21 protein-coding genes are annotated in these 22,465 nt (G+C 68.6%); 10 read left to right on the forward strand and 11 right to left on the reverse strand.

From position 1 onward, the window contains the following. Positions 1–3: 3 nt before the first annotated feature. Positions 4–792 (forward strand): ABC transporter permease, encoded by a 789-nt coding sequence (locus D187_RS15745; protein ID WP_002626363.1) that lies wholly within the window; start codon positions 4–6, stop codon positions 790–792. Between the two features lie 71 nt (positions 793–863). Here D187_RS15745 and D187_RS15750 read toward each other — a convergent pair whose 3' ends face one another. The 4 genes from D187_RS15750 to D187_RS15765 all read right to left on the reverse strand — a co-directional run bounded on the left by D187_RS15750 (position 864) and on the right by D187_RS15765 (position 3,989). Continuing rightward, the gene (locus tag D187_RS15750) at positions 864–1,334 is read right to left on the reverse strand and encodes a hypothetical protein (RefSeq protein WP_043430009.1); all 471 of its coding nucleotides are present in this window, start codon (positions 1,332–1,334) and stop codon (positions 864–866) included. A 22-nt stretch (positions 1,335–1,356) separates the two neighbouring features. After that, positions 1,357–1,827, reverse strand: a complete 471-nt coding sequence (locus tag D187_RS15755) for a hypothetical protein (protein WP_002626364.1) — start codon at positions 1,825–1,827, stop codon at positions 1,357–1,359. Next, positions 1,824–3,071, reverse strand: coding sequence for a DUF2380 domain-containing protein (locus tag D187_RS15760; protein ID WP_002626365.1), 1,248 nt, complete (start codon positions 3,069–3,071; stop codon positions 1,824–1,826). Before D187_RS15760 ends, D187_RS15755 begins: the two co-directional genes overlap by 4 nt. Before the next feature lie 351 nt (positions 3,072–3,422). After that, entirely contained in the window at positions 3,423–3,989 is a 567-nt protein-coding gene (locus D187_RS15765; protein WP_002626366.1) for a VOC family protein, read from the reverse strand. Between the two features lie 195 nt (positions 3,990–4,184). On the opposite strand from D187_RS15765, the gene D187_RS15770 reads away from it, so the two are divergent. The 6 genes from D187_RS15770 (at position 4,185) to D187_RS15795 (ending at position 10,768) form a co-directional block, all read left to right on the forward strand. Next, positions 4,185–4,757 (forward strand): TetR/AcrR family transcriptional regulator, encoded by a 573-nt coding sequence (locus tag D187_RS15770; RefSeq protein WP_002626367.1) that lies wholly within the window; start codon positions 4,185–4,187, stop codon positions 4,755–4,757. A gap of 145 nt (positions 4,758–4,902) precedes the next feature. Beyond that, a complete protein-coding gene (gene treZ / locus D187_RS15775; RefSeq protein WP_002626368.1) occupies positions 4,903–6,783 on the forward strand; it encodes a malto-oligosyltrehalose trehalohydrolase in 1,881 nt (626 codons plus the stop codon). After that, the gene (locus D187_RS15780; protein WP_002626369.1) at positions 6,780–8,816 is read left to right on the forward strand and encodes an amylo-alpha-1,6-glucosidase; all 2,037 of its coding nucleotides are present in this window, start codon (positions 6,780–6,782) and stop codon (positions 8,814–8,816) included. The genes treZ and D187_RS15780 overlap by 4 nt, the downstream gene beginning before the upstream one ends. Positions 8,817–8,950: 134 nt before the next feature. Beyond that, positions 8,951–9,253, forward strand: coding sequence for a putative quinol monooxygenase (locus D187_RS15785; RefSeq protein ID WP_002626370.1), 303 nt, complete (start codon positions 8,951–8,953; stop codon positions 9,251–9,253). Between the two features lie 126 nt (positions 9,254–9,379). Then, positions 9,380–9,916 carry a sugar O-acetyltransferase gene (locus tag D187_RS15790; protein ID WP_281171782.1) on the forward strand — a complete coding sequence of 179 codons (537 nt, stop codon included), beginning with the start codon at positions 9,380–9,382 and terminating at the stop codon, positions 9,914–9,916. A gap of 9 nt (positions 9,917–9,925) precedes the next feature. Continuing rightward, positions 9,926–10,768: a nucleotidyltransferase domain-containing protein gene (locus tag D187_RS15795; protein ID WP_002626372.1), complete on the forward strand. Its 843-nt coding sequence runs from the start codon at positions 9,926–9,928 to the stop codon at positions 10,766–10,768. A gap of 54 nt (positions 10,769–10,822) precedes the next feature. Here D187_RS15795 and D187_RS15800 read toward each other — a convergent pair whose 3' ends face one another. The 4 genes from D187_RS15800 to D187_RS15815 all read right to left on the reverse strand — a co-directional run bounded on the left by D187_RS15800 (position 10,823) and on the right by D187_RS15815 (position 16,295). Further along, positions 10,823–11,407: a type 1 glutamine amidotransferase domain-containing protein gene (locus tag D187_RS15800; RefSeq protein WP_002626373.1), complete on the reverse strand. Its 585-nt coding sequence runs from the start codon at positions 11,405–11,407 to the stop codon at positions 10,823–10,825. 115 nt (positions 11,408–11,522) lie between these two features. Continuing rightward, positions 11,523–14,072, reverse strand: coding sequence for a putative metal-binding motif-containing protein (locus D187_RS15805; protein ID WP_002626374.1), 2,550 nt, complete (start codon positions 14,070–14,072; stop codon positions 11,523–11,525). 103 nt (positions 14,073–14,175) lie between these two features. Beyond that, on the reverse strand, positions 14,176–14,616 hold the full coding sequence (locus D187_RS15810) for a DUF6918 family protein (protein ID WP_002626375.1): 441 nt from the start codon (positions 14,614–14,616) through the stop codon (positions 14,176–14,178). A gap of 104 nt (positions 14,617–14,720) precedes the next feature. Next, complete coding sequence (locus tag D187_RS15815; protein ID WP_155893374.1) at positions 14,721–16,295, reverse strand: ATP-binding protein; 1,575 nt, start codon at positions 16,293–16,295, stop codon at positions 14,721–14,723. 416 nt (positions 16,296–16,711) lie between these two features. Here D187_RS15815 and D187_RS15820 point away from each other — a divergent pair, with 416 nt between their 5' ends. Next, positions 16,712–17,599 (forward strand): RNA polymerase factor sigma-32, encoded by an 888-nt coding sequence (locus tag D187_RS15820; protein WP_020918064.1) that lies wholly within the window; start codon positions 16,712–16,714, stop codon positions 17,597–17,599. A gap of 63 nt (positions 17,600–17,662) precedes the next feature. Then, the gene (locus D187_RS15825) at positions 17,663–18,343 is read left to right on the forward strand and encodes a spermine/spermidine synthase domain-containing protein (protein WP_002632639.1); all 681 of its coding nucleotides are present in this window, start codon (positions 17,663–17,665) and stop codon (positions 18,341–18,343) included. Here the strand turns inward: D187_RS15825 and D187_RS15830 are convergent. Continuing rightward, a complete protein-coding gene (locus D187_RS15830) occupies positions 18,332–19,825 on the reverse strand; it encodes an amidase (protein ID WP_002632638.1) in 1,494 nt (497 codons plus the stop codon). The two genes, D187_RS15825 and D187_RS15830, sit on opposite strands and share 12 nt — an antisense overlap. 26 nt (positions 19,826–19,851) lie before the next feature. Between D187_RS15830 and D187_RS15835 the strand changes: the two genes are divergently transcribed. Continuing rightward, a complete protein-coding gene (locus D187_RS15835; RefSeq protein WP_002632637.1) occupies positions 19,852–20,298 on the forward strand; it encodes an EVE domain-containing protein in 447 nt (148 codons plus the stop codon). 4 nt (positions 20,299–20,302) lie between these two features. On the opposite strand, the gene D187_RS15840 is transcribed toward D187_RS15835, so the two are convergent. Both D187_RS15840 and D187_RS15845 read right to left on the reverse strand, forming a co-directional pair. Then, positions 20,303–20,908: a hypothetical protein gene (locus tag D187_RS15840; RefSeq protein WP_002632636.1), complete on the reverse strand. Its 606-nt coding sequence runs from the start codon at positions 20,906–20,908 to the stop codon at positions 20,303–20,305. A gap of 67 nt (positions 20,909–20,975) precedes the next feature. Then, positions 20,976–22,448 carry an amino acid permease gene (locus D187_RS15845; protein WP_002632635.1) on the reverse strand — a complete coding sequence of 491 codons (1,473 nt, stop codon included), beginning with the start codon at positions 22,446–22,448 and terminating at the stop codon, positions 20,976–20,978. Between the last annotated feature and the right edge of the window lie 17 nt (positions 22,449–22,465).

Consider the following 22,465-nt stretch of genomic DNA (forward strand, 5'->3'; position numbering starts at 1 on the left):
GCCATGCGGGCCACTCTTCGCCGCTACCGCCTCATCGAGGCCCGCCATGCCCTTGGATGGCTGCCCCTCGTGTCCCTGCTCGTGGGCATCGCCATCGTCGTCTTCACGGCCGTGCTCATGCCGCTGTTTCCCCCTCCCGTCATCACCTTCATGGAGCGTGCGTTCCTCATCCGCGGAATGGGCGCCGTCATCCTGCTCAACGAATATGTCGGCATCTACCTCATGGTCTTCTTCGGCGGTGCCGCGGGACTGATGCGGGCCCTCGTCGAGCCACGGGAGAACCGGGCGCTCGACATGCTGCTCAGCAAGCCCATTTCCCGCCGCGCCTTCCTGATGGCCCGGGTGGGTCCCCTCCTGCTCGCTTCCACGGCCGTGGGCGTGGTGATGTCCCTGGTCCTGGGGCTCGTCGTGCGGCCCTTCACCGGCGAGGGCTCCACCGTGAGCGTCGCGGGAGCGGTGGGCGGCGGGCTCATCTTCACGGCCCTGGCGGTGGTGCTGCTCTGCGTGCTCGTCGTCCCACTGCTCCTGGTGCGTGATGCGTTCCAGGGACTCCTCATTGCGTTCGTGATGTGGATCCTGCCGATGTTTCCCACCGCGATGCTGCTCTACCGCCCAGACCTCTACGAGGGGCGCGACAGGCTGCGAGACCTGCTCGTCCTGGGACCGAACCTCCTCTGGTACGACGCGGCGGTGCCACTGCTCACGGCCATCGCGCTGGCCGTGGCCTCGTTGGGCGTGTGGGGGGCACTCGTGCTCGGCATCCGCGTGTTCGAGCGCGCGGAGTTGCGTTGAGCGCACAGCCCGCCCACTCCAGCACAGCCCCTCGCACGTCACCCATACGAGTTTCCGCCAAGAGGTGAAGTTCAGACTTCCTCGTCGGGCATAAGCGTGCACAGCAATTCGTCGTCGGGCCCGAGGGGGAGCCAACCGGGGGGCGGTGGCGTGGCAAGGAGCGCATCGCCAGCCCTCCTTACGTGCTCCTCATGGGTTGTTGGGGTGAAAGCAGACCACGAGCCGAGTGCCTTCGCGATCTTGAAACGGTTTGCGTCGTCCAGCACGGCAGGCCAGCCGTCGGGGAGACACTCCAACAGTTCACGTACGAATTGACCGCGCACCAAACGTGTGACCTTGCGGCTTCGCTCAGCTTCGGCGACCAACCCGCTGAACACCTGCACTGCCGCGATGTCATCAGGGCCAAGCTCGTCCGCCAGTTCCACCAGCGAAGCGGTAGGGCGCGCCTCGGCGAAGGCGGTAAGCGAGTCGTAGCCGCGCTCGCGGACCCGCTCGTACAGGCGCGCTTTCACATTGCCCTGCCAGGCACGTCCGTCGCTCATGGTCCTCTCCTCGAGGTGAAGCTCAGGCTTCCTCGTCGGGTAGAAGTGAGAGAAGCAGCTCGTCATCAGGGCCGAAAGGCCGCCACCCTGGAGGAGGAGGCATGGCAAGAAGAGCTGTCCTGACCTGCCTGGCACGCTCCTTATGAGTCTCGGGGGTGTAGGCAATCCACGAGCCAATCGCCTCGGCAACCTTGAAACGGTTCGCATCGTCCAGCACGAGTGGCCAACCGTCGGGAACGCTCTGGGACCACAGGCGCGTGAATACATCGCGCACAAACCGCGTGACCTGCTTGTGTCGCTCCGCCTCGGCAAGCAGCCCGCTCAGCACCTGTACCCCGGCGACGTCATCCTTGCCTAGTTCCTCGGCCAGCAAATGTAGCGGAACAGCAGGGCGCGCCTCGGCGAAGGCGGTGAGGGACTCGTAGCCACGTTCACGAACCCGCTCGTACAGGCGCGCCTTCACGTTGCCCTGCCAGGCACGTCCGTCGCTCATCGTCCTCTCCACGAAACAAAATCCATTGGAATGTAATAGTCCTTCATACGCTTCGCGACTGTTCCCAGGACTTCGTTCCGCGTCAACATCCGGCCGGCCGTTGTCTCGGCTTCGTACAGCGCCTCCATGATCATCCGGTTCCATTCGCCGGGCCATTGGCGGCCCAGCTTCCAGTGTCCACCGCCGTGGATGGCCTCGTGGTGAGCTCGCTCCATCTTGATGCAGAACTCGTCGATATCCATCTCGCCGGTGAAGCCGCGCTTCTCGAACCACGCGCGGAACTCTTTGGGCATGACGTGGTGCCGCGGCGGCTCGGCCATGCCAGCCCCCGTTTTGCCCGTCTCGTGCATGGCCCCCACCTCGGGCCCATCTCCCAGCGCCTCGCGCACGCCCCTCGGCAGCTCGCCGTGCGCCCGCGCCAACATCACCTGGCCCGCCTGAATCCGCACGGCGGCACTGACGACAGGCAGGGAGAGGACGCCCGCGCGCACCAGGTGCCGCATCATCTCCACCCACTCGGCGGAGACGACCATCCGCGTGCCCATCATCACGCCGTCGCCTCCTACCGTCAGGCCGATGCCGACCAGGGCGGGAGCGGACAGAGGCACCGAGGGCAGCGAGAACCTCATCGTCGAGAGCATCGTGGCGGTCTCGATGGCTTCCTTGAGCACCAGCGCTTTCTGGAGGTTCTCCGCCGCCACGCGCATTCTCTCCACGGTGGCCGCGAATTCCTCCGTGAGGTGGCCTACCAACGGGGGCACGTCTCGAGCCGCGGCCTCCACCTGCCCGTGCTCCCGGGAGGAGAGCGCCGTCATGGCGGGCTCGAGCATCTCCTGCCAGCGCCACATGTCCGCGAACATCCTCTCCACGCTGTAGAAGTGCTGGGTGAGCACGGCGTCGGCGAGGTGGAGGAAGTCGACCCAGGCGGCGAGCAGGAGCGAGCCGAGCAGGGCGGCCTCGAGCCGTGGGCCGGCGAGGCGCAGCAGGGCGAGTTGCATGTCCGGGTCCTCCACCTCCGAAGCGGCGTTGGCCAGCCGGGTGGCGTCGGCGAGCTGGGCGTCCATCCACCGCAGTTGCCCGACGCCGAAGTCCACGTAGCGGACGAAGGCGCCGTTGCCGTCGCCAATACCGCGTCCACGAGCCTTGAGCCTGGAGAACTCGCCGGAGATGCGGCGGGTGGCGCCAGACACTTCGCGAAGGGCACCGCGAAACGCCAGTTGAGCCGCGAGTGCCCTCTGACGCACCTCCCTCCCCGCGCTGTCCGGGCCCGCTGCCACCTCCTCAAGGGAGGCCCGCCGGACGGGCCCCGTGGCCTCACCCGGCGTATAGCGAAAGCTCATCCCCATACCGGACGATGCGGAGAGTGACGCGCAGCCGGTGGACAACAGGGCCAGAGCGAGCAGAAGGCCCACCCACCGTGCCCACGAAGGCGAATGCCCCCAGGTGCGGCACGCCCACGCCTTCCGCATACGGTACTGGGAGGCCACTGGATACCCCTTTGTCAACGCGTTGGATCACGACCTGATCGCGACGCAGAGGAAGTATGCACGCTCTCCACCCAAGAACTCGATCACTTCAGCCTCGGGTTCGGTCCCTCAACGAAAGAATTCCGCGGGCACGGTGTCGAATCCGCGCGGCTCCGCCCTCGAGTGCGCCTTCGCGAGTTCCGAAGCACTCTCACCCGCGCGCAGGCGGCGGAGCAGCTCGCGAGGAGCGATGTCCACACCGATCGGGTTGCTCCCGTAGACCTCCGACTTCATGAAGCGCGCCGCGTCTTCCATTCGCGCGAAGTTGTCGACCTGCAGCTCGATGTGATTGCCATCCGGATCGCTATAGTAGAGCGACGTCGTCGGTCCATGGTTGACGCTCCAGAACGGAGTGATGCCAGCGTGTTCGAGGCGCTCGTACGTGGTGAGCAGCCCGGTGAGGTCCGCGTAGGTGAACGCGACGTGCTCCAGGCCGCGCGTCTTCGGTCCGGGCTGCTCGGTGGCCCCCGTGTTCACGATGCCGATGCGGTGGTGCTCGTCGTCGTAGGAGAGGAAACACATCTCCCCGTTTTCGTAGGACACGCTCGCTTCGAGCACCGCGAGGTACCAGTCCCGCATCTGCTGGAAGCGGCCGGTCTTCAGGACGATGTGGGCGAGCTTCGTGGGTGAACTCATCGTATTCGTCTCCCGGGAAAAGCAACGTGACCGTTGCCTTTTCCGATGTAACCGGGGGCCAGGCGCATCGCAACGGTGGCGTTGCTATTTTTCCGTAGGCCGGGTACCTTCAAAGCCATGAGGAGGAGGGACAAAGAGGAGTCCAGGCCCCCAGCCCGGCCCAAACAGCTTCGCGGCGAGGACCTCGAGGAGAAGGTGCTCGAGGTCGTGTTGAGCGAGCTGGACCGGGTGGGCCACGAGAAGCTCGCCTTCGAGCAGGTCGCCGCGCGAGCGGGCGTGAACAAGGTCACGCTCTACAGGCACTGGCCCACGAAGCTGGAGCTCATCCGGGCCGCGCTGCTGCGCGTCTCGGACGAGACACCGTCCCGGCCTGATACCGGGACGCTCCGGGGTGACCTCCTCGAGCAGTTCCGCGTCCTGCGCGCACAGGCGCGTAAGCCCTCACGCCGCGCGGTCTTCCGATTGCTGTTCGATGCGAGACCGGGAGATCCCATCGGGGAACTCGTGCACGAGCTCCGCCGGGAGAAGGATGCCCAGGTGATGGGCATCTACGCTCGTGCCCTCGAGCGCGGCGAGCTGCGGCCAGACGCCGACCCCCGGCTCATCCATGGCCTGCTCTTCGGCGCCGTGATCAGCTTCGAACTGCTTCGCTGGGGTGACGAGGAGAGCACGCCCGTGGAAGCCATGATCGATCTCGTGCTCGCCGGAGTGCGGAGTCCCCCCAAGGCGGTGCGGCGCCGCCCGGCGGGCGGCAGGCAGGCTCGCTGACCCGGAGCTCGGCCAGGCAGGCCGGGGCCAAGGGTGTGCACCCCACCCGCTCGCCTGCTGGGGTGACGTAGGGGACGAGGATTCCCTCCCATCACGACGCGACCCACCCTATTGGCCGAGGGGCCAATGGTGAAGGAAGGGGTTCATGACATCCACGGAGAGCCGCCGCCCCCTGGGGGCGCAAGTCCTGGGGAAGGGCCAGACGCGGTTTCGAGTCTGGGCGCCCCGCCGCCGCCGGGTGGACGTCTGTCTGCAGGAGGACAGGGGCGCGCGCTACCTGCCCCTCGAGCCTCGCGCACAGGGGTACTTCGAGGGCATCCACCCCGTCGCCCCGGGCAGCCTCTACAAATACCGGTTGGACGGAGGCGAGTGCTTCCCCGATCCCTGCTCACACTTCCAGCCCGAGGGGCCTCATGGTCCCTCGCAGGTGGTGAACCCCACGGGCTACGCCTGGAAGGACGGGGACTGGAAGGGCATCACCCTCAAGGGTCAGGTCCTCTATGAGTTGCACCTGGGCACCTTCACGCCCGAGGGCACCTATGCCGCGGCGGCCCGCAAGCTGCCACTGCTCAAGGAGCTGGGCATCACCACGCTGGAGTTGATGCCGCTGCACACCTGTCCGGGCCGCTTCAACTGGGGCTACGACGGCGCACAGCTCTTCGCCCCCCACCCCGCCCATGGCGGCCCCGACGAGCTGCGGCGGCTGGTGGACGAGGCCCACCGGCTGGGGCTCGGCATCATCCTGGACGTCGTCTACAACCACCTCGGTCCGGACGGGAACTACCTGTCCCAGTTCTCCCAGGGCTACTTCAACCCGAAGTACCCCAACGAGTGGGGAGACCCCACCAACTTCGATGACGGAGAGGCCGCGGGGCACTCGCGCGAGTTCTTCATCCAGAATGCTTGTCATTGGGTGACCGACTATCACTTCGACGGGCTGCGCCTGGACGCCACGCAGAGCCTGTATGACGCCTCGCCCCGGCACATCGTGGCGGAGCTCGTCGAGCGGGTGCGCGAGGCGGCCGGCAAGCGACAGGTGCTCATCATCGGGGAGAACGAGCCCCAGGACGTGAAGCTGGTGACGCCTCCGGCGAGGGGCGGCTATGGGGTGGATGCGCTCTGGGTGGATGACTTCCACCACACGGCGAAGGTGGCGGCCACGGGCCGCTCCGAGGCCTACATGCAGGACTACTGTGGCAGCGCGCAGGAATTGCTGTCGTGCGCGCTGCGCAACTCCCTGTTCCAGGGCCAGTACTACCAATGGCAGAAGAAGCCACGGGGCACGCCGCTGCTGCACACGCCGGCGCCCCACTTCGTCTTCTATCTGCAGAACCATGATCAGCTCGCCAATGCGCTCAAGGGCGAGCGGATGCACCAGCAGATGGGGCTCGCGCGCGCCCGGGCGATCACCACGCTCATGCTGCTGCTGCCCCAGACGCCCATGCTCTTCATGGGCCAGGAGTTCTTCGCCTCCTCGCCCTTCCTCTACTTCGTGGACCACAAGCCCGAGCTGCAGGAGTTGGTGCGCAAGGGGCGCAACGACTTCCTCTCCCAGTTCGCCAGCGCTCGTCACGCCCTGGAGCAGGAGGGCTACCAGGTCCCCTTCGGCGAGGAGGCCTTCCTGCGCTCCAAGCTCGACTGGAGCGAGCGGGAGCGCAACGCGGAGGCGCTCGCGCTCCACCGGGACCTGCTGAAGCTGCGGCGGGAGGATCCGGTGTTCGCGGCCCAGGACACGGCGCGGCTGGCGGGCGCGGTGCTGTCGAAGGAAGCGCTGGTGTTGCGCTACTTCGGAGGCGAGCGGGAGGGCGACCGGCTGCTGGTGCTCAACCTGGGCACGGAGCTGGAAATGGCCCCGTGCCCCGAGCCGCTGTTGGTTCCGCCCCCGGGAAATAAGTGGCGCCCGCTCCTGGCTTCTGAGCACGTCCGCTACGGTGGCATGGGAAGCCCCCCGTTCGCGGAGGACGGCCGCATCCGAATTCCCGGACAGATGGCGCTCGTGCTCACGAGCGAGGAGGAGAAGAAGTGACCGCTGCGATTGAAAGCCCCACCCTGCCCCGGTTGTCCTTCTCCTGGCCCGAGGGCGCGGAGCTCGCGGACGTGCTGACGCGCGAGTGGCTCGTGACCAACGGGCGCGGCGGCTATGCCTCGGGCACGCTGCCCGGGTGCAACACGCGGCGCTACCACGGGTTGTTCATTCCTGGCCTGGAGAAGAAGGGCCGTACGGTGATGCTGGCCCGGCTCAACGAGGAAGCGCTGGTGGGGGGCCAGAAGTACCGCCTGGACGTGGAGGAATGCGCGAATGGCACCCAGGTGGGCGGGGGCGCTCGGCTGCTGCGCGGCTTCCACCTGGAGGGCCTGGTGCCGCACTGGATCTACCAGGTGGGCGAGGCACGCATTCAACGCACGCTGTCACTCGTGCACGGAGAGAACACGCTCGTCGTGGTGTGGGAACACCTGTCGGGGCCCGAGGTGGGGCTGCGGCTGAGACCCTTCCCGGCCCTGCGCATGCACGACGACAAGCTGCACTCCACCCTGCTCGAGCCCTGCGTGCTCCTGTTGGACTCGCGGGTGGAGATCCGGGCGCGCGAGGAGGCACCGCCCATGCGGATGCGCCTCTATTCGTCCGCGCCAGCGCCGTTCGTGGGGTTGCGCCAGACGAGCGCGCAGCAGCTCTACCGGGTGGAGAAGGCGCGCGGGTATGACCACGTGGAGACACTGGTGAGCCCGGGCTACTTCGACTGCACGCTGCGCCCGGGCGAGTTCCTGGCGATGTGTGTCACCACGGAAGTTCCCGATGTCCTGGAGCGCAATCCCCAGGAGACGCTGTCGCTGGAGTACGAGCGCGAGCGGCGACTGCTGGTGAAGGTGCCCCCGGCCGCGCGCACGGGGGTGTCGGCGCGGCTGGTGCTCGCGGCGGATCAATTCATCATCGCGCCCACGCGGTCCACGGACGAGGCGTGGGCGCGCGCGGTGGGTCAGGACGTGCGCTCGGTGATCGCCGGCTACCACTGGTTCACCGACTGGGGCCGCGACACGATGATCTCCCTGGAGGGGCTGACGTTGAGCACGGGCCGCCACGCCACGGCGGCGGCCATCCTGCGCACCTTCCATCACCACGTGCGCGACGGCCTGTTGCCCAACCTCTTCCCCGAGGGCGAATCCGAGGGCCTGTACCACACCGCGGACGCGACGCTGTGGTTCTTCCACGCCGTGGACCGCTACCTCCAGCACACGAAGGACGAGCAGTTGCTGCGCGACTTCTATCCGACGCTGGCGGGCATCATCGCGCACCACCAGAAGGGCACGCGCCACAACATCCGCGTGGACCCGAAGGATGGGCTGTTGAGCCAGGGCGAGGAGGGCTACCAGCTCACGTGGATGGACGCGAAGGTGGACGGCTGGGTGGTGACGCCCCGGCGAGGCAAGGCGGTGGAGCTCAACGCGCTGTGGTTCAACGCCTTGCGGCTGATGGTGGAGTGGTCCGAGCGGCTGGGCGAGGACGCGCGGCCCTACGCCGCGGCGGCGGAGCAGGCCCACGGGAGCTTCAACCGGCGCTTCTGGAACCCGGCCACCGGGTGCCTGTTCGACGTGGTGGATGGCGAGAACGGCAAGGAGGATCCCGCGGTGAGACCGAACCAGGTGTTCGCGATCTCGCTGAAGAACCCGGTGCTGCGGCGGGACAAGTGGGAGCCGGTGATGGCCAAGGTGCGCGAGCACCTGCTGACACCGGTGGGCCTGCGCAGCCTCGCGCCCGGACACCCGGACTACAAGCCGAACTACGACGGCGACCTGAGGGCGCGCGACGCGGCGTACCACCAGGGCACCGTGTGGGGGTGGCTCATCGGCCACTACGTGGACGCGACGCTGAAGCTGACCGAGGACAAGCGCGACGCGCGAGCCGTGCTCGAGGGCATGAAACAGCACCTGGAGCACTCGGGCGTGGGGCAGATCAGCGAGATCTTCGATGCCACGGAGCCCTTCCGTCCCCGCGGGTGCATCGCGCAGGCCTGGAGCGTGGCGGAGACCCTGCGCGTGTTCCTGAAGACGGACATGCCCTGAGCCACACCCCCGCCCTCCGGCTCCTCGGGCGGTTGCCACGGGCGCGAGAGCGGACCGTGCTAGAAGGTGGGGCCGCCGGAGACCCGGATCCCGTTCTCGGGCCGGTGTCTCCTCGGCCCTCGGAGGAACACATCATGTATGGTCTGATCGGAAGGATGATCGCCGCGCCGGGCAAGCGGGACGAGCTGCTCTCCGCGCTGAACGGCAGCATCGGCCACATGCCCGGATGCCTCAGTTATGTCATCGCGCTCGATCGCGAGCACCCGGATGCCCTCTGGGTCACGGAAGTCTGGGACAGCGCGGAGAGCCACAAGGCGTCCCTGTCGCTGCCAGAGGTGCGCGCGGCGATCACCAAGGCCCGGCCGATCATCGCCGGATTCGACAACCGGGTGGAGACGATCCCCGTCGGTGGGGTGGGCCTGGCGGGGGCGAAGTAACGGCGCGAGGACGCCCGCTCCCGCGAGCCCAGGCCGTTCGCTAGTGGGTAATCGCCCGAAACACGGGCGAGGGCGCCAAGATGCCGCGCTACCCTCCCGCGCATGGCACGGACCGAGAAAGAGAAGATGCTCGCCGGTGAGCTGTATGTCGCGGCGGACCCGGAGCTGGCGGCGGAGCGCGCGCGGGCGCGCAAGCTGCTGCGCGCCTACAACCAGTCCACCGAGGACGAGCTGGCGCAGCGCGAGAGTCTGCTCTCCCAGCTCCTGGGCTCGGCGGGCCCGGGGGTGTGGATCGAGCCGCCGTTCTTCTGTGACTACGGCGAGCACATCCGGCTGGGCGCGCGTGTGTACATGAACTTCCAGTGCGTCATCCTCGACTGCAATCTGGTGACGCTGGGAGATGACGTGTTCCTGGGCCCCGGTGTGCACATCTACGCGGCCACCCATCCGTTGGATCCGGACGAGCGAATCAAGGGCCCCGAGTTGGGGCGTCCCGTCACCATTGGCGCCAAGGTGTGGATTGGCGGCGGGTCCATCATCTGCCCGGGAGTGACGATCGGCGAGGGCTCCACCATTGGCGCGGGCAGCGTAGTGGTGAAGGACATCCCCCCCTACGTCTTCGCCGGGGGCAATCCCTGCCGTGTCATCCGAAACCTGCGCTGAGCACCTCGTATGACAGGAATTGATTCGGAGGTTCCTCCACTGGCGCGTGAGTGGGCGGCGCGCTTCGCCCACTTCGAGCAGGTGCGGGCGGTGGCGCTCGGTGGTTCCTGGGTGACGGGGTCCGCCGATCCGCTCTCGGACCTGGACGTGATCGTCTATGCGAGCCCTCCGCCTCCCGCCGAGGCGCGGCGCGCCCTCATCCTGCCCACCGCGCGGCGGGCAGAGATCGACAACACGTTCTTCGGCACCGGCGACGAGTGGATCGACCAGGGCGGCCAGGGCGTGGACGCGGCCTACTGGAGCCCGGAGTGGATGGAGGACCAGTTGGAGCGTGTCCTCGTGCGCTTCGAGGCGTCGCTCGGCTACACCACCAGCTTCTGGCACACGCTGAGGAACTCACGCGTGCTCTTCGATCGGACGGGCTGGCTCACGCGGCTCCAGGAGCAGGCACGGATGCCCTATCCGGAGCCCCTGCGCCGGGCCATCGTGGAGAAGAACCACCCGGTGCTGCGGCGGAAGCTCGCGTCGTACCTGGAGCAGATTGAACTCGCGCTGAGCCGGGCGGACCTGGTGAGCGTGCAACACCGGGTGACGGCGGTGTTGGCGAGCTACTTCGACATCCTGTTCGCGGTGAACCTCGTCCCGCACCCGGGCGAGAAGCGGCTGCTGGCGCACGCGAAGCGGATATGCCCGAAGCGTCCACCCGAGTTGGAGGCCCAGCTGGAGGCGGTGATTCGCTCGGTGGGTCTTCCCGCGCAGGACCTGCTGCCCAACCTCCATGCACTGCTGGATGGGCTGGACGCACTGCTGGAGTCCGAGGGGTTGCTCCCACGCTGGGGAGACACGCCCTGATGGGTGCCGGGGTCATGGTCCTCGTGACCCCATCACCCTCCTCCGAAACGAGGCTCAGTGGTGGACGGACGGCTGTTGGTCCGAGGTGGCCTTGGGTGCCAGCGGCGACTCGAGGCGCGCGGCGATGCCCTGGCTCACCTGACGCAGCAGCGCGGCGCAGAACGCCTTCAGGTCATCCGGCTTGCGCGACGTGATGAGGCCACCGTCCTCCACCACCTCGCGGTCCACCCAACGCGCCCCCGCGTTGATGAGGTCCGTCTTGATAGAGGGAAAGGACGTCACCGTGCGGCCGTCCGCGATGTCCGCCTCCACCAGCATCCATGGCCCGTGGCAGATGGAGGCGATGGGCTTGTCCGCCTTGAAGAAGTCACGCACGAATCCCACCATGGGGATCTCCATGCGCAGGTGGTCCGGCGAGTAGCCTCCCGGAATCACCAGGGCCGCGAAGTCCTCCTCCCGGACGTCCTTCACCGACTTCTCGGCCGTGATGACCTCCTTGCCCTTCTTTCCCTTCAACTGCCTGCCCGCCTCCACGCCGATGATGACCGCCTCGTGGCCGGCCTTCTTCACCTCGTCGTAGGGAACGCGGAACTCCGCGTCCTCGAAATCATTGGCCACGATGAATGCGATGCGTGCCATGTCCCGCCTCCTTGGAATGGGGTGTGTCCTGAGCAAGACAAGGTGCACACGCCCTTCCCGGAGGTAAACGCGGTCCCCGCCCGGCAGCGCAGCGGACGGGCAGGGAGTCAGCCGCTCAGGGCTCGAGCTGCACGGCGTAGACGGTCCACCGGGCGCTCTCCAAGGGCGCGTCCCGGGCGACCTCCAGCCGAGTGGGCGAGGTCAGCCAGAACCGTGCGGCCCCCGCCCCCGGGACGTCATTCCAGCGGTACGACGTCTCCCCAGCCCCCTGTCCGCCATGCACCTGGCTGCTGGAGAGCAGCAGGGTCCGGGTTGGATCCACGTCGGACAGGGTCTCCGTGGCGGTGAGGGCGTGGTCGTCGATCGACACGTTCCTCGCCTGGACGGAGGAGCCCTCGGGGAACGTGAGGCGCTCGTAGGCGATCTCGGAGATCTCGGCCCCATTGCAGGACGAGGAACCGGCCCCACGCGAGAAGCGCAACACGTCCGGCCCCAGCATCTCTCCCCGCACCATGCGGTTGCAGATGGCGGAGTCGTTGCCCGTCGCCTGGAAGGTGGACGTCAACACCGAGCGGCTCGTCTCCGCCGGGGAGACGCTGACGTCCACTGGCGCGGTGGTCATCTTCCCCGCCAGCCCCCGGGTCACCGAAAGGCCATCGAGTTCCACGACCTGCACGGAGTACTTCGCACCTCCATCGCAGTCCGCCTTCAGATCGATCTTCACCTGCGTACTGCTCGTCAGCCGCACCATCGCGAAGTCGTTGGCGTCCGTTGCCGACCCGAATTGCGAGGAGCTGAAGAGCACGAAGCTCTTCTCCATCCGCACGCTCGGGGAAAGATTCGCGGTCAGGGAGCTCCGGTTGCTGCTGGGGCACGACAGCTCCAGGTGCTGGACACGCAGGCCGCGCGAGAGTTCCACCACCTGCCACTGGATGTTGGCGGTGCCCTCCGATTTGGCCCTGCTGCACGTGAGGCTGGAGGTGCTGGTCAGGTGGCAGCGAACGAAGGAGTGCTCCGTCTTCTCGTTGTTCGTGGTGGCCTGGAAGACGAGGAAGGACCGTTCCCGACTGCCCAGGGAGGGATCGATGGGACACGTCACGCTCGTCTCCCTATCGGGCAGCGTGCACGTGCCTCGCCGCACCACCGGCGCCACGCGCTGGGCCTGCGTCACGGAAGTCATTCCCGCGGAGGCCGCCGTCACGTTGACCGGGCCGCCCGTCCTGCCCTTGAAGTAGAAGCTCCCCGAGGGGACGCTCGGAGACAGGGTGAGCGTCGAGAGACCATTCGTGCATCCGGCATCCGCGTAGAAGCTCATCCCCATGCCCACGGTGGCGGACAGATCGACCGGGATCTCGGAGGAAGGGAGCGTGGGGTTGTCGAAGGCATCCAGGGTGCGGACCGTGGCCTGTGGCGAGCAACTCCCGGCCAGCACCGCCTGCCCGGGAAGGCTCAGGGACAGCTTCGAGGCGGGCCCCGCGTTGATCCCGCGCGTGTACCGAGCGTCGGCGCTCCCCGCCATGGAGGCCACGATCGAGGCCTCGCCGGCTCGGGTCCCCCGGAAATAGAGCGTCAGCGAGACGGCGCCCTCCGGGAAGGTGGCCGAGGACAGCCGCGTGCCACAAGACGCGTCCGAGTAGAGCGCCAGCTGCGCCGAGGGCGCGGGCGAGAACGAGACCGTCTGCCGGGGACCCGGGGCGGCGTTGTCGTACGCGTCGCGCCGCTCGAGCGTCAGGGGGACGCATTCCCCGGCGAGGAGGCTGTCCGAGGCGGCGGAGAAGGCGAGCTTCGCTGGGGCCCCCGGAAGGAGGGTGTGGGCCAGCGAGGCCTCCCCCAACGCCGAGGAGGCGGTCAGCAGTCCACTCGTCGCGCGAGTGCCTCGGACGTAGAAGGACAGGGAGCGGGCCCGGGCGGGAATGGCGGGAACCAGGAGCGAGCGACAAGCCGCATCCGCGTAGAGCGTGGCCTCGAGGGACGACGAGGCGGACAGCCGAAGGGCGGTGGCGTGATTCGGCACCGCGGGCTGGCCCAGCACGTCCCGGCGCTCCACGACCACGGGCTGGGGCGAGCACTCGCCCGCGATTGCCTGGCGCTCGGGACTGGTGAAGACGATCGCGCTGGCGGTCCGGGAGCACGCCCGCTGTGAACACGTGCTGTCATCACAACCCCACAGGCCATCGCAGTTGAGATCCGCGCTCGCGTCGCAGAGTTCCTGGACGCCGGGCCGGCTCTGGGGGAGTGCGTCATCACAATCCGGACCGCCCTCGGCCTGGGAGACGAACCCGTCGCGATCCGCGTCCAGGGACGGCGGAGGCAGTTCCAGGCGAAGCGACACGGCGCCCACCGTCCGCTCGAAGCGCGCGGTGACGGGCGCGCTCCACCCGTTGGCCAGCAGGGGCTCTTCACACGCGGCGCCCCACAGCGCCCGCGCCTGGAGCTGGATGTCCTGGGGCAGCGCGCCCTGGAAGATGGCCACGCGCAACTGCTGACGATCCGGGGGGCGGGCCAGCTTCTGGCTCTGGAGGACCGAGCCATCCGCCCGGGTCACGTCCAGGGCGATGCAGCTCGCGGGCAGTTGGGGGTCGACCTGGATGAGGGCCTGGAGGGCGACGCGATCCCCACCGCAACCCCAGAGCACGAGGAGGAGCGCCGGAACGACTCGGTTCATGGAATCCTTCCTGAGAAGCGACGACGGGGTGGGAGTGTCCGAAGGAGGAATACTCCCACCCACCCCCGCGCCGTCCAGTCCCAAGCCAGGATTCCGGCCGGGCTCAGCCCGCGTGCTTGGCGATGAGGGCGCCCAGGCGGGGCACCGCGGACTCGACGTTCTTCACCGCCGTGCCGCGCAGCTTCTCGTAGGTGCCCTTGATGAGGCCGCTCTTCGAGTGGCTGACCTTCGTGTCGGTGATGGTCAGCAGCGCCGCGGCCACGCGCGAGGCGTTCGACGTGAAGTGCGCCGCGACCGGCTTCCCGCCCGTCTTGGCCTCCTGGTAGAGCGGATCCAACGCCTTGGAGAACTCGGGCAGCAGATCCTCGACGGCATGCTTGATGAACCCGGGCTTGATGCCCTTCACGGCCGCGTAGCCCGCCTTGATGGCCATCCCCGAGATGCCACCCTTGTCGGCGACCTCGGCATCGATGAGCGTGCAGCAGTCGTTGATGACCGCCGCCTTCTTGGTGTCGTTGGTCAGTGTCTCGGTCAGTGACGCCATGAATCCGTGCCTTTCCCTTTCCGTCTCACCGGGCCCCACCGCCTCCGCGCGACGTGGAGGCGCGCCCGGCCCGAGCGGGCGCATAGCACACAAACTTCCGCCCCTTACGCGAACTGTTGGAGCGAGGCCACGTGGGGAGGCTTCTCCAGGGGCCCCGTGTCCACCACGGGAAGGAAGACCCGGAAGATGCTGCCCTGCCCCACCACGCTGTCCACGGACATCGAGCCCCCGAGGCCGCGGATGATGTCATGGCTGATGGACAGGCCCAGTCCCGTGCCCTCGCCCACCGGCTTGGTGGTGAAGAACGGCTCGAAGACGCGCTCGAGGTTCTCCTGGGCGATGCCACAGCCGTTGTCCCGCACCTCCACCACCACCTGGGAGCTGCCGTGCATGTGCGTCACCAGGCGGATCTCCCCTCCCTGCTTGGGCAGGGCCTGGGCGGCGTTGATGAGCAGGTTGGTGAAGACCTGCGCGAGCTGCACGGAGTTGCCCAGCACCTGGGGCAGCTCGCCGTAGTCGCGCACCAGCCGCCCCCGGCTGCGCAGCCGGCTCCAGGCCAGATGGACCGAGTTCTCCAACACCTCGTGCAAATCCAAGGGGTGGGTGTTCACCGGATCGCCCCGGGACAGCGCCCGCAGGCTCTGGACGATGAGCCGCATGCGCTCGGCGCCCTCGCGCGCCTCGTGGAGGGCGTCCATCAGCTCGCGCGCGTCGTCCCGGGACAGGTCCATCCGGCGCAGCTCGCCCCCAATGAAGCTCAGGTTGCTGGAGACGAAGGCCAGCGGGTTGTTGATTTCGTGCGCCACGCCCGCGGCGAGCATCCCGATGGAGGCCATGCGCTCGTTGAGCCGCAGGCGCATCTGGTTCTCGCGCTGCTCGGTGATGTCGCGCACCGTGACGGCCATGCAGTCCCCCACGGCGCTCAACTGACGGCGGAACCAGCGGCGCCCCCGGCCGGGCAGCGCCTGCTCCACCTCGTCATCGTGCGGCACGCCCGTGCGCCACACCTCGTCACAGAGCGCGCGCGGCGCGATGAAGGCCACGTGGGGCACGTCCGAGAGCAGCTGGCCCTCCAGGTCCGCCGCCGCCCCGCCCAGCAGCCGCTCGGCGTGGGCATTGAGCCGCAGCAGCCGCAGCTGCTCCGGCTCGGCCCGCAGGAGGAAGAACGCGTCGAAGCTGCTGCTGGCCGCGGCGCGGAAGAGCGCCTCGCTGCGGCGCCGGGCCTCCTCGTTGCGCCGGTCGTGCGACAGGTCGCGCGCGATGCCGAACAGCCCCACCACCTGGCCATCCTCCCGGCGGATGACGCCCTTGGTGGAGAGCCATTCGCGCGAAATGCCCGCCATCACCTCGTGCATCTCCGCGTGAAGGCTGCGTCCCGCCAGCAGGGTCTGGCGATCGAACTCGAGGGTGTTCTGCGCCTCCTCCCGCGACATCAGATCGGCGTCCTTGCGGCCGAGGATCTCTTCCACCGGCTTGCCCAGGTAGCGCGCGCCCGCCTCATTGATGAAGAGGTAGCGCCCCTGCAGATCCTTGATGAAGATCGCGTCGGGCAGCTCCTCGACGAGGGAGTGGAAGAGGTCGCGGTAGGGGAAATCGGCTGGGATCAGGGTCGACTGGGGCGCGAGACCTCCCCCGGACCCGGAGTCGCTCCCGGTCCCCGGTTCGCTTCCGTTGCTCATGCCACAATCAATACCCACAACCCCGCGCATCGAGCAGTCGTCCCTCGGCGGCTTCCGGGGGGCTTCCGTCCAGCACCCCACGCTTTCGTTTCCTCGTCTCGAGGGAGCGTCCATTGACGGACAGTGAACTCGTCACGCGGGAAGATGGTTTGAAGACCACCGGAACGCCCCCGCGGGCGGCGAGGCATGCCGGAGTCCGTCCACCGACACGGTTTGTTCCCGACCACCCTAAAAACTGCAAACCCCCGCCTGTAAGAATGACGGTTTCCGAGGCTTAAGCATGGCGGGCCCTGGATGCAAGTGCCCGAAGTCCTTGCGAAATGCCATCCGCCCGACCATTGGCACCCGCGTTGCTAAAGGGAAGTGGCACGACGCACCGACGTGAAGCGCAACGTCTTCCACCCCCGAGAGACACCATGCAAGCTTCCTCCTCCCTCTCTTCCGCCGACACCCTCTCCACCTACCTGGCGGACATCAACCAGTACCCGCTGCTGTCCGTGCAGGAGGAGCAGGCGCTCGCGCGGCGCTTCAAGCAGGGCGACATGGCCGCGGGCCACAAGCTGGTGACGAGCAACCTGCGCTTCGTGGTGAAGGTCTCCTACGAGTACCGCTCCTACGGCATCAAGATGTCCGACCTCATCCAGGAGGCGAACATCGGCCTGATGAAGGCGGTGCAGAAGTTCGACGCGGACAAGGGCATCCGCCTCATCTCCTACGCGGTGTGGTGGATCCGCGCCTACATCCAGAACTACATCCTCAAGAACTGGAGCCTGGTGAAGCTGGGCACCACGCAGGCCCAGCGCCGGCTGTTCTTCTCGCTGGCGCGCACGCGCCGCGAGCTGGAGAAGATGGGCCCCGGCGAGGGCAACATCGTCGACGCGGAGGAGATCGCCCGCAAGCTCAACGTGAAGGCCACCGAGGTGCGCGAGATGGAGCAGCGCATGGGCGGGCGGGACTTGTCGCTGGACGCGCCGGTGGGCGAGGAAGGCGACGCCACGCACATGGACTTCGTGGAGTCCGAGAGCGCCTCCCAGGTGGACGAGGTGGCCGATCGCCAGGAGGCCGATCTGACGCGCGCCCGCATCCGCCAGGCGCTCACCCGGCTGGATCCGCGCGAGCGCTTCATCATCGAGCACCGGGTGATGGGCGACTCGGAGATGACGCTGAGCGAGCTGGGCGAGCACTTCGGCTTCTCGCGCGAGCGCGCGCGCCAGCTGGAGATCCGCGCCAAGGACAAGCTCAAGGCGGAGCTGGCCTCGCTCATGGCCGAGGTGGGCCTGGACGAGGCGGCGGCCAGCCGCTAACACCCCGCCCCGAGAACGAGTCCCTTCCGGCCCCGCGGGGCGGGAGGGACAGGGACGGGGACGATGAAGCCGTGGAAGGTGATTGACCGGGCGAGCGCACCGGATGGCGGGGAGCTGGTGCTGCACCAGCGCGGCGAGGAATTCGCCATCCGCGTGAACGGGCGCGAGCTCATGTCCAGCCGCCAGCATGGCTCCGAGGAGCGGATGGCGGAGGTGGCCTGCGCGGGACTCACGGGCGCGCGCGTACGGGTGCTCGTGGGTGGGCTGGGCCTGGGCTACACGGTGCGCGCCACGCTGGATCGGCTGTCCTCCACGGCCGAGGTGGTGGTGGCGGAGCTCGTGCCCGCGGTCGTCGCGTGGAACCAGGGCGTGCTCGCGCCGCTGGCCGGACGACCGCTGGAGGATCCCCGGGTGAAGGTGGAGACGCGGGACGTGGGCGCGCTCTTGCGCGAGGCCGAGGGCCACTACGACGCGGTGCTCCTGGACGTGGACAACGGCCCCGAGGCGCTCACCCAGGAGGACAACCGTTGGCTCTACGGCGAGCGCGGACTGACCCGGCTGCGGCGCGCGCTCAAGCCGCGCGGCGTGGTGGTGGTGTGGTCGGCCTCGCCGGATCGCGCCTTCGCCCGGCGGCTCGAGCGGATGGGCTTCGACACCGAGGTGGTGGAGACGCCCGCGCGAGGCAAGGCGGGCGGACCCCTTCACACCCTCTTCATCGGCCGCGCCCGGCCCTCAGGCGCGTGACTTCACGAGCGGCTGGCGATCCTTCCAGGGCCGGGCCTGCTCGAGCTGAGAGGCCAGGCGGATGAGCGTGGCCTCGTCGCCGAAGCGGGCGGCGAACTGCACGCCGATGGGCAGCCCGGCGGCGTTCCAGTAGAGCGGCACCGACATGGCGGGCTGTCCCGTCATGTTGAAGAGCTGGGTGTTGGGCGTGCGCTCCAGGGCGTTGGCCCCCAGCTCGTCGATGAGCTTCGTGAAGAGCGGCTTGAGCGGCAGCTTGCGCAGGGCCGTGAGCGCGGCGAGCTCCAGGGGCTTGAGCGCGAGCTCGCCCACGCGCGAGGGCGGATAGGCGAGCGTCGCGTCCAGGAAGAGATCGTAGCGTGAGTGGAAGGCCGCGGTGATGCGGCCCGCCGCGTGGATGGCTTCCCGGGACGCCTGGAACTCGGCCGCGGTGAGGATGTTGCCGAGCTGCCCGAGCGCCCAGGTGGCGGGCTCCACGTCCCCCGGCTCCAGCGGCCGGCCCCGGTACTCGCCGATGACCTTGAGGAAGTAGGCCACGCTGGCCGAGACGACGACGAAGTAGGAGCGCACCAGCTCGTCCCGGGGGAACACGGGCGCGTCCTCGACCAGCTCGTGCCCCAGCTCCTCGCACAGCTTCGCCGCGTCCCGCACGGCGGCCACGCAGTCCGGGTGGACGTCGCGGCCCAGGAGCGAGCCGGTGGAGAAGGCGATGCGCAACCGGCCCGGAGGCGCGCCCACCTCCTCGAGGAAGGGCCGGGCCACCGGAGGCGCCACATAGGGCGCGCCCGGCTCCGAGCCATGGGTGACGTCGAGCATCGCGGCGCTGTCGCGCACGCTGCGCGTGAGCACGTGTTGCTGCACGAAGCCGTTCCACCCCTCGCCGGAGTCCGGACCCACGGGGTTGCGCGCCCGCGTCAGCTTCAGCCCGAAGAGGCCACAGGCCGACGCGGGAATGCGGATGGAGCCGCCGCCGTCACCGCCATGGGCCATGGGCACCACGCGCGCCGCCACGCACACCGCCGAGCCCCCGCTGGAGCCCCCGGGCGTGTGCTCCGGATTCCAGGGGTTGCGCGTCGGTCCCCGCAGCGCCGACTCGGTGACGCCGAGGATGCCCAGCTCGGGGGTGCTCGTCTTGGCCACGAAGTTGAGCCCGGCGCGGCGGTAGCGCGCGATGAGCTCCGCGTCGTGGTCCGGCACGAAGCCCACCAGCGCGCGGCAGCCCGCCGTGAAGGGCTCGCCCTTCACATACCCATCCAGGTCCTTCACGAGGAAGGGCACGCCGGCGAAGGGCCCCTCCGGCAGAGGACCCGCGGCGGCCTTGCGCGCCTGCTCGTACATCGTGTGGACCACGGCGTTGAGGCGTGGGTTGATGGATTCGATTCGGGTGATGACCTCCTCCACCAGCTCGGCGGGGTGGACCTGCTTCGTGCGGACCAGTCCGGCGAGGTCCGTTGCGTCGAATGCGTCGTATCCCTGGATGGCCATGGGCGGGCTATCTAGCATGGGCCGTCATGGCGAAACCCCAGTACTGGCTGATCAAGAGTGAGCCATCCGTCTACCCCTACGCCCAACTGGAGCGCGAGGGGCGGACGGAGTGGTCGGGAGTGCGCAACTTCGAGGCCCGCAACAACCTCCGGGCGATGAAGCCCGGGGATTTGTGTCTCTACTATCACTCCAACGAGGACAAGGCCGTGGTGGGCGTGGCCCGGGTGCTCACCTCCCCCACCGAGGATCCCACGGCGCCCGGGGAGGACTGGGCCTCGGTGCAGATGGGCCCTTTCGTCGCGCTCCAGAAGCCGGTGACGCTGGCCACCGTCAAGGCCACCCCGGCGCTCGGGGACTTTCCGCTCATCACCCGGAGCCGGCTGAGCGTGGCCCCCGTCACCGCCGAGCACTTCCAGGACGTGCTGGAGCTGGGCGGCACGAAGCTGCCGAGAAAGCCGCCCAAGGCACCCTGAGGGCTCAGGCGTTGGCCGGGTGCAGCTTCTGTTGCAGGAGGTTGGCCCGGTTGAGCGCCGCCAGGAGCTGCTGGCGCAGCGACTCGGCGTCGCGGGAGATGTCCACGAAGTCCTGATCCCGCGCGTCGTTGGCCAGCGCCTGGGCGTTCTCGGCCACCCGCGCCATGCGCTCGTTCACTCCCTGCAACGAGCTGATGAGCTCCTCGGGCTTCACCGGCTCGCCCTGCGTCCTGCCCGCCAGCCCCTGCATGGTCGCGCTGAGCGAGCCGGCTTCCTGGCCCAGGCCGGCGAAGCGCTCCATGAGCGACTGGTACACCCGCGTGCGCTCCTGCAGTTCCTGCGCGCGGCTGTTCACCTCGGAGGCCAGGGCCTGCTGGCGATCCCTCCAGCCATTGAGCACGCCCAGCAGCGAGCGCATGTGCGCCACCAGCCGCTCGTCGCAGTCCGCCACGGAGTTGAGCAGGTGGCCCATCTTCTCCAGGTGCTTCTGCGCGCGCAGGGGCCCGGTGCGGACCTCCTGGGCGAGGGACTCGAACTTGCGCAGCTCCTCCTCGATGGCCGCCGCGGCGGCCACCAGCTCGGAGGATTCGGACTGCTGCCGCTTGCTCATGGGGACGGCTCCAGACATGGGCGGGGAGGATTCCCCTCTACCTAGCTAGCACCAGACGCGGCCGGTCTCACGTCCCAGGTTGGGCCGGAGCCACCGGTGCCGGGGAGGACGCCGGGTGAATCAGCGTCACCTTGGGTCCCACGAAGGTATGGCGCTGGAAGGCCATCCAGTAGAGGACGAGCAGGGCCAGACAGCCGGCGAACGTGTAGCCCGCCAGCTCGTTGGGCGGCAGGACGAAGAGCACCATGATGGCCGCGCACCAGGCGAGCGCCACCCCGTTGATGAGGGACGAGAAGCGCCCCAGGTCCCACGGGCCCCGGTGGGACCAGGTGCCATTGCGCCGGGCCCGCCAGCCCACCCAGATGGGCACGGCATACGAGGCGTAGAGCGCCAGCGTGCTGAGCGCCACCATGGCCGCGTAGGCCCCGCTCCAGATGGCCACCACGAAGGCCGCCACCACGGACACCCAGACGGCCACATGCGGGCTGCGGAAGCGCGGCGACACACGCGCCAGCAGCGGCGAGGCCGGCAGCCCCCCGTCGCGCGCGAAGGCGAAGAGCATGCGCGAGTTGGACGTCACCGAGGACAGCCCGCAGAACCACATGGCCCCGATGGCGACCCACACCAGCGCCCCGCCGAGCGCGGGCCCGAGCGAATCGCGCAGCACGTACAGGAAGGGGTTGGGCGCGTCGGCCGCGACCGGCAAGTCCCGGATGGCCAGCGTCACCCCCACCAGCAGCACGTAGCCCACCACCGCGCTCACCGCCACGGACAGGAAGATGCCCCAGGGGGCGTTGCGCGTCGGATCCTTCGTCTCCTCGGACACGTGGGCGCTCGCGTCGTAGCCGGTGAACGTCCACTGCGCCTGCAACAGGCCGATGAGGAAGCCGTAGGAGTAGACGTGATCCTCGGCGGTGAAGCGCGTGAAGAGGAAGCCCAGGTCGCGCCGGGGCGCGAAGGCCACCAGCGCGCCGATGAGCAGCGCCACCCCGGCCACGTGGTACCAGGCCGACAGGTTGTTGAGCAGCGCCACCGCGCGCACGCCCACGTGGTTGAGCACCGCGTGGGAGGCGAGGATGGCCGCGTAGAGCGGCAGCACGTAGCCGCGCTCGCGGGGCCAGCCGAGCATGTCCGCGACGAACTCCGCGAGGCCGTAGTCGATGCCCGCGGTGATGGCGAACTGGCCGATGGTGTTCAGCCACGCCGTGAAGAAGCCCACCCGGGGCCCGCCCAGCATGGCGGACCAGTGGTAGAGCGCTCCCGCCGTGGGGAACGAGGAGGCGAGCTGGGCGAGGCTCGCCGCCACCATCAGCGTCATCACCGCCACCAGGGGCCAGCCCACCGTCATGACGAAGGGCCCGCCAAAGCGCAAACCATGGCCGTAGAGCGTCACGGCTCCGGTGAGGATGGAGATGATGGAGAAGGAGACGGCGAAGTTGGAGAAACCGCCCATCTCCCGGAGGAGTTGCTGCGCATAGCCCAGGCGCTGCAACTGAGCCGCATCCGCGTCGAGCGAGGCACCCTTCGGGTCGTTGTCCATGGACCAGCACTATGTCC

The sequence above is a fragment of the Cystobacter fuscus DSM 2262 genome (assembly GCF_000335475.2).
Lineage (GTDB): Bacteria > Myxococcota > Myxococcia > Myxococcales > Myxococcaceae > Cystobacter > Cystobacter fuscus.

Bases quoted from the DNA above. Each gene is read 5' to 3' on its own strand.
- D187_RS15745 (WP_002626363.1), top strand. From the start codon at position 4: ATGCGGGCCACTCTTCGCCGCTACCGCCTCATCGAGGCCCGCCATGCC.
- D187_RS15750 (WP_043430009.1), bottom strand. From the start codon at position 1,334: ATGAGCGACGGACGTGCCTGGCAGGGCAATGTGAAAGCGCGCCTGTAC.
- D187_RS15755 (WP_002626364.1), bottom strand. From the start codon at position 1,827: ATGAGCGACGGACGTGCCTGGCAGGGCAACGTGAAGGCGCGCCTGTAC.
- D187_RS15765 (WP_002626366.1), bottom strand. From the start codon at position 3,989: ATGAGTTCACCCACGAAGCTCGCCCACATCGTCCTGAAGACCGGCCGC.
- treZ (WP_002626368.1), top strand. From the start codon at position 4,903: ATGACATCCACGGAGAGCCGCCGCCCCCTGGGGGCGCAAGTCCTGGGG.
- D187_RS15785 (WP_002626370.1), top strand. From the start codon at position 8,951: ATGTATGGTCTGATCGGAAGGATGATCGCCGCGCCGGGCAAGCGGGAC.
- D187_RS15790 (WP_281171782.1), top strand. From the start codon at position 9,380: ATGCTCGCCGGTGAGCTGTATGTCGCGGCGGACCCGGAGCTGGCGGCG.
- D187_RS15795 (WP_002626372.1), top strand. From the start codon at position 9,926: ATGACAGGAATTGATTCGGAGGTTCCTCCACTGGCGCGTGAGTGGGCG.
- D187_RS15800 (WP_002626373.1), bottom strand. From the start codon at position 11,407: ATGGCACGCATCGCATTCATCGTGGCCAATGATTTCGAGGACGCGGAG.
- D187_RS15805 (WP_002626374.1), bottom strand. From the start codon at position 14,072: ATGAACCGAGTCGTTCCGGCGCTCCTCCTCGTGCTCTGGGGTTGCGGT.
- D187_RS15810 (WP_002626375.1), bottom strand. From the start codon at position 14,616: ATGGCGTCACTGACCGAGACACTGACCAACGACACCAAGAAGGCGGCG.
- D187_RS15815 (WP_155893374.1), bottom strand. From the start codon at position 16,295: ATGAGCAACGGAAGCGAACCGGGGACCGGGAGCGACTCCGGGTCCGGG.
- D187_RS15820 (WP_020918064.1), top strand. From the start codon at position 16,712: ATGCAAGCTTCCTCCTCCCTCTCTTCCGCCGACACCCTCTCCACCTAC.
- D187_RS15825 (WP_002632639.1), top strand. From the start codon at position 17,663: ATGAAGCCGTGGAAGGTGATTGACCGGGCGAGCGCACCGGATGGCGGG.
- D187_RS15830 (WP_002632638.1), bottom strand. From the start codon at position 19,825: ATGGCCATCCAGGGATACGACGCATTCGACGCAACGGACCTCGCCGGA.
- D187_RS15835 (WP_002632637.1), top strand. From the start codon at position 19,852: ATGGCGAAACCCCAGTACTGGCTGATCAAGAGTGAGCCATCCGTCTAC.
- D187_RS15840 (WP_002632636.1), bottom strand. From the start codon at position 20,908: ATGAGCAAGCGGCAGCAGTCCGAATCCTCCGAGCTGGTGGCCGCCGCG.
- D187_RS15845 (WP_002632635.1), bottom strand. From the start codon at position 22,448: ATGGACAACGACCCGAAGGGTGCCTCGCTCGACGCGGATGCGGCTCAG.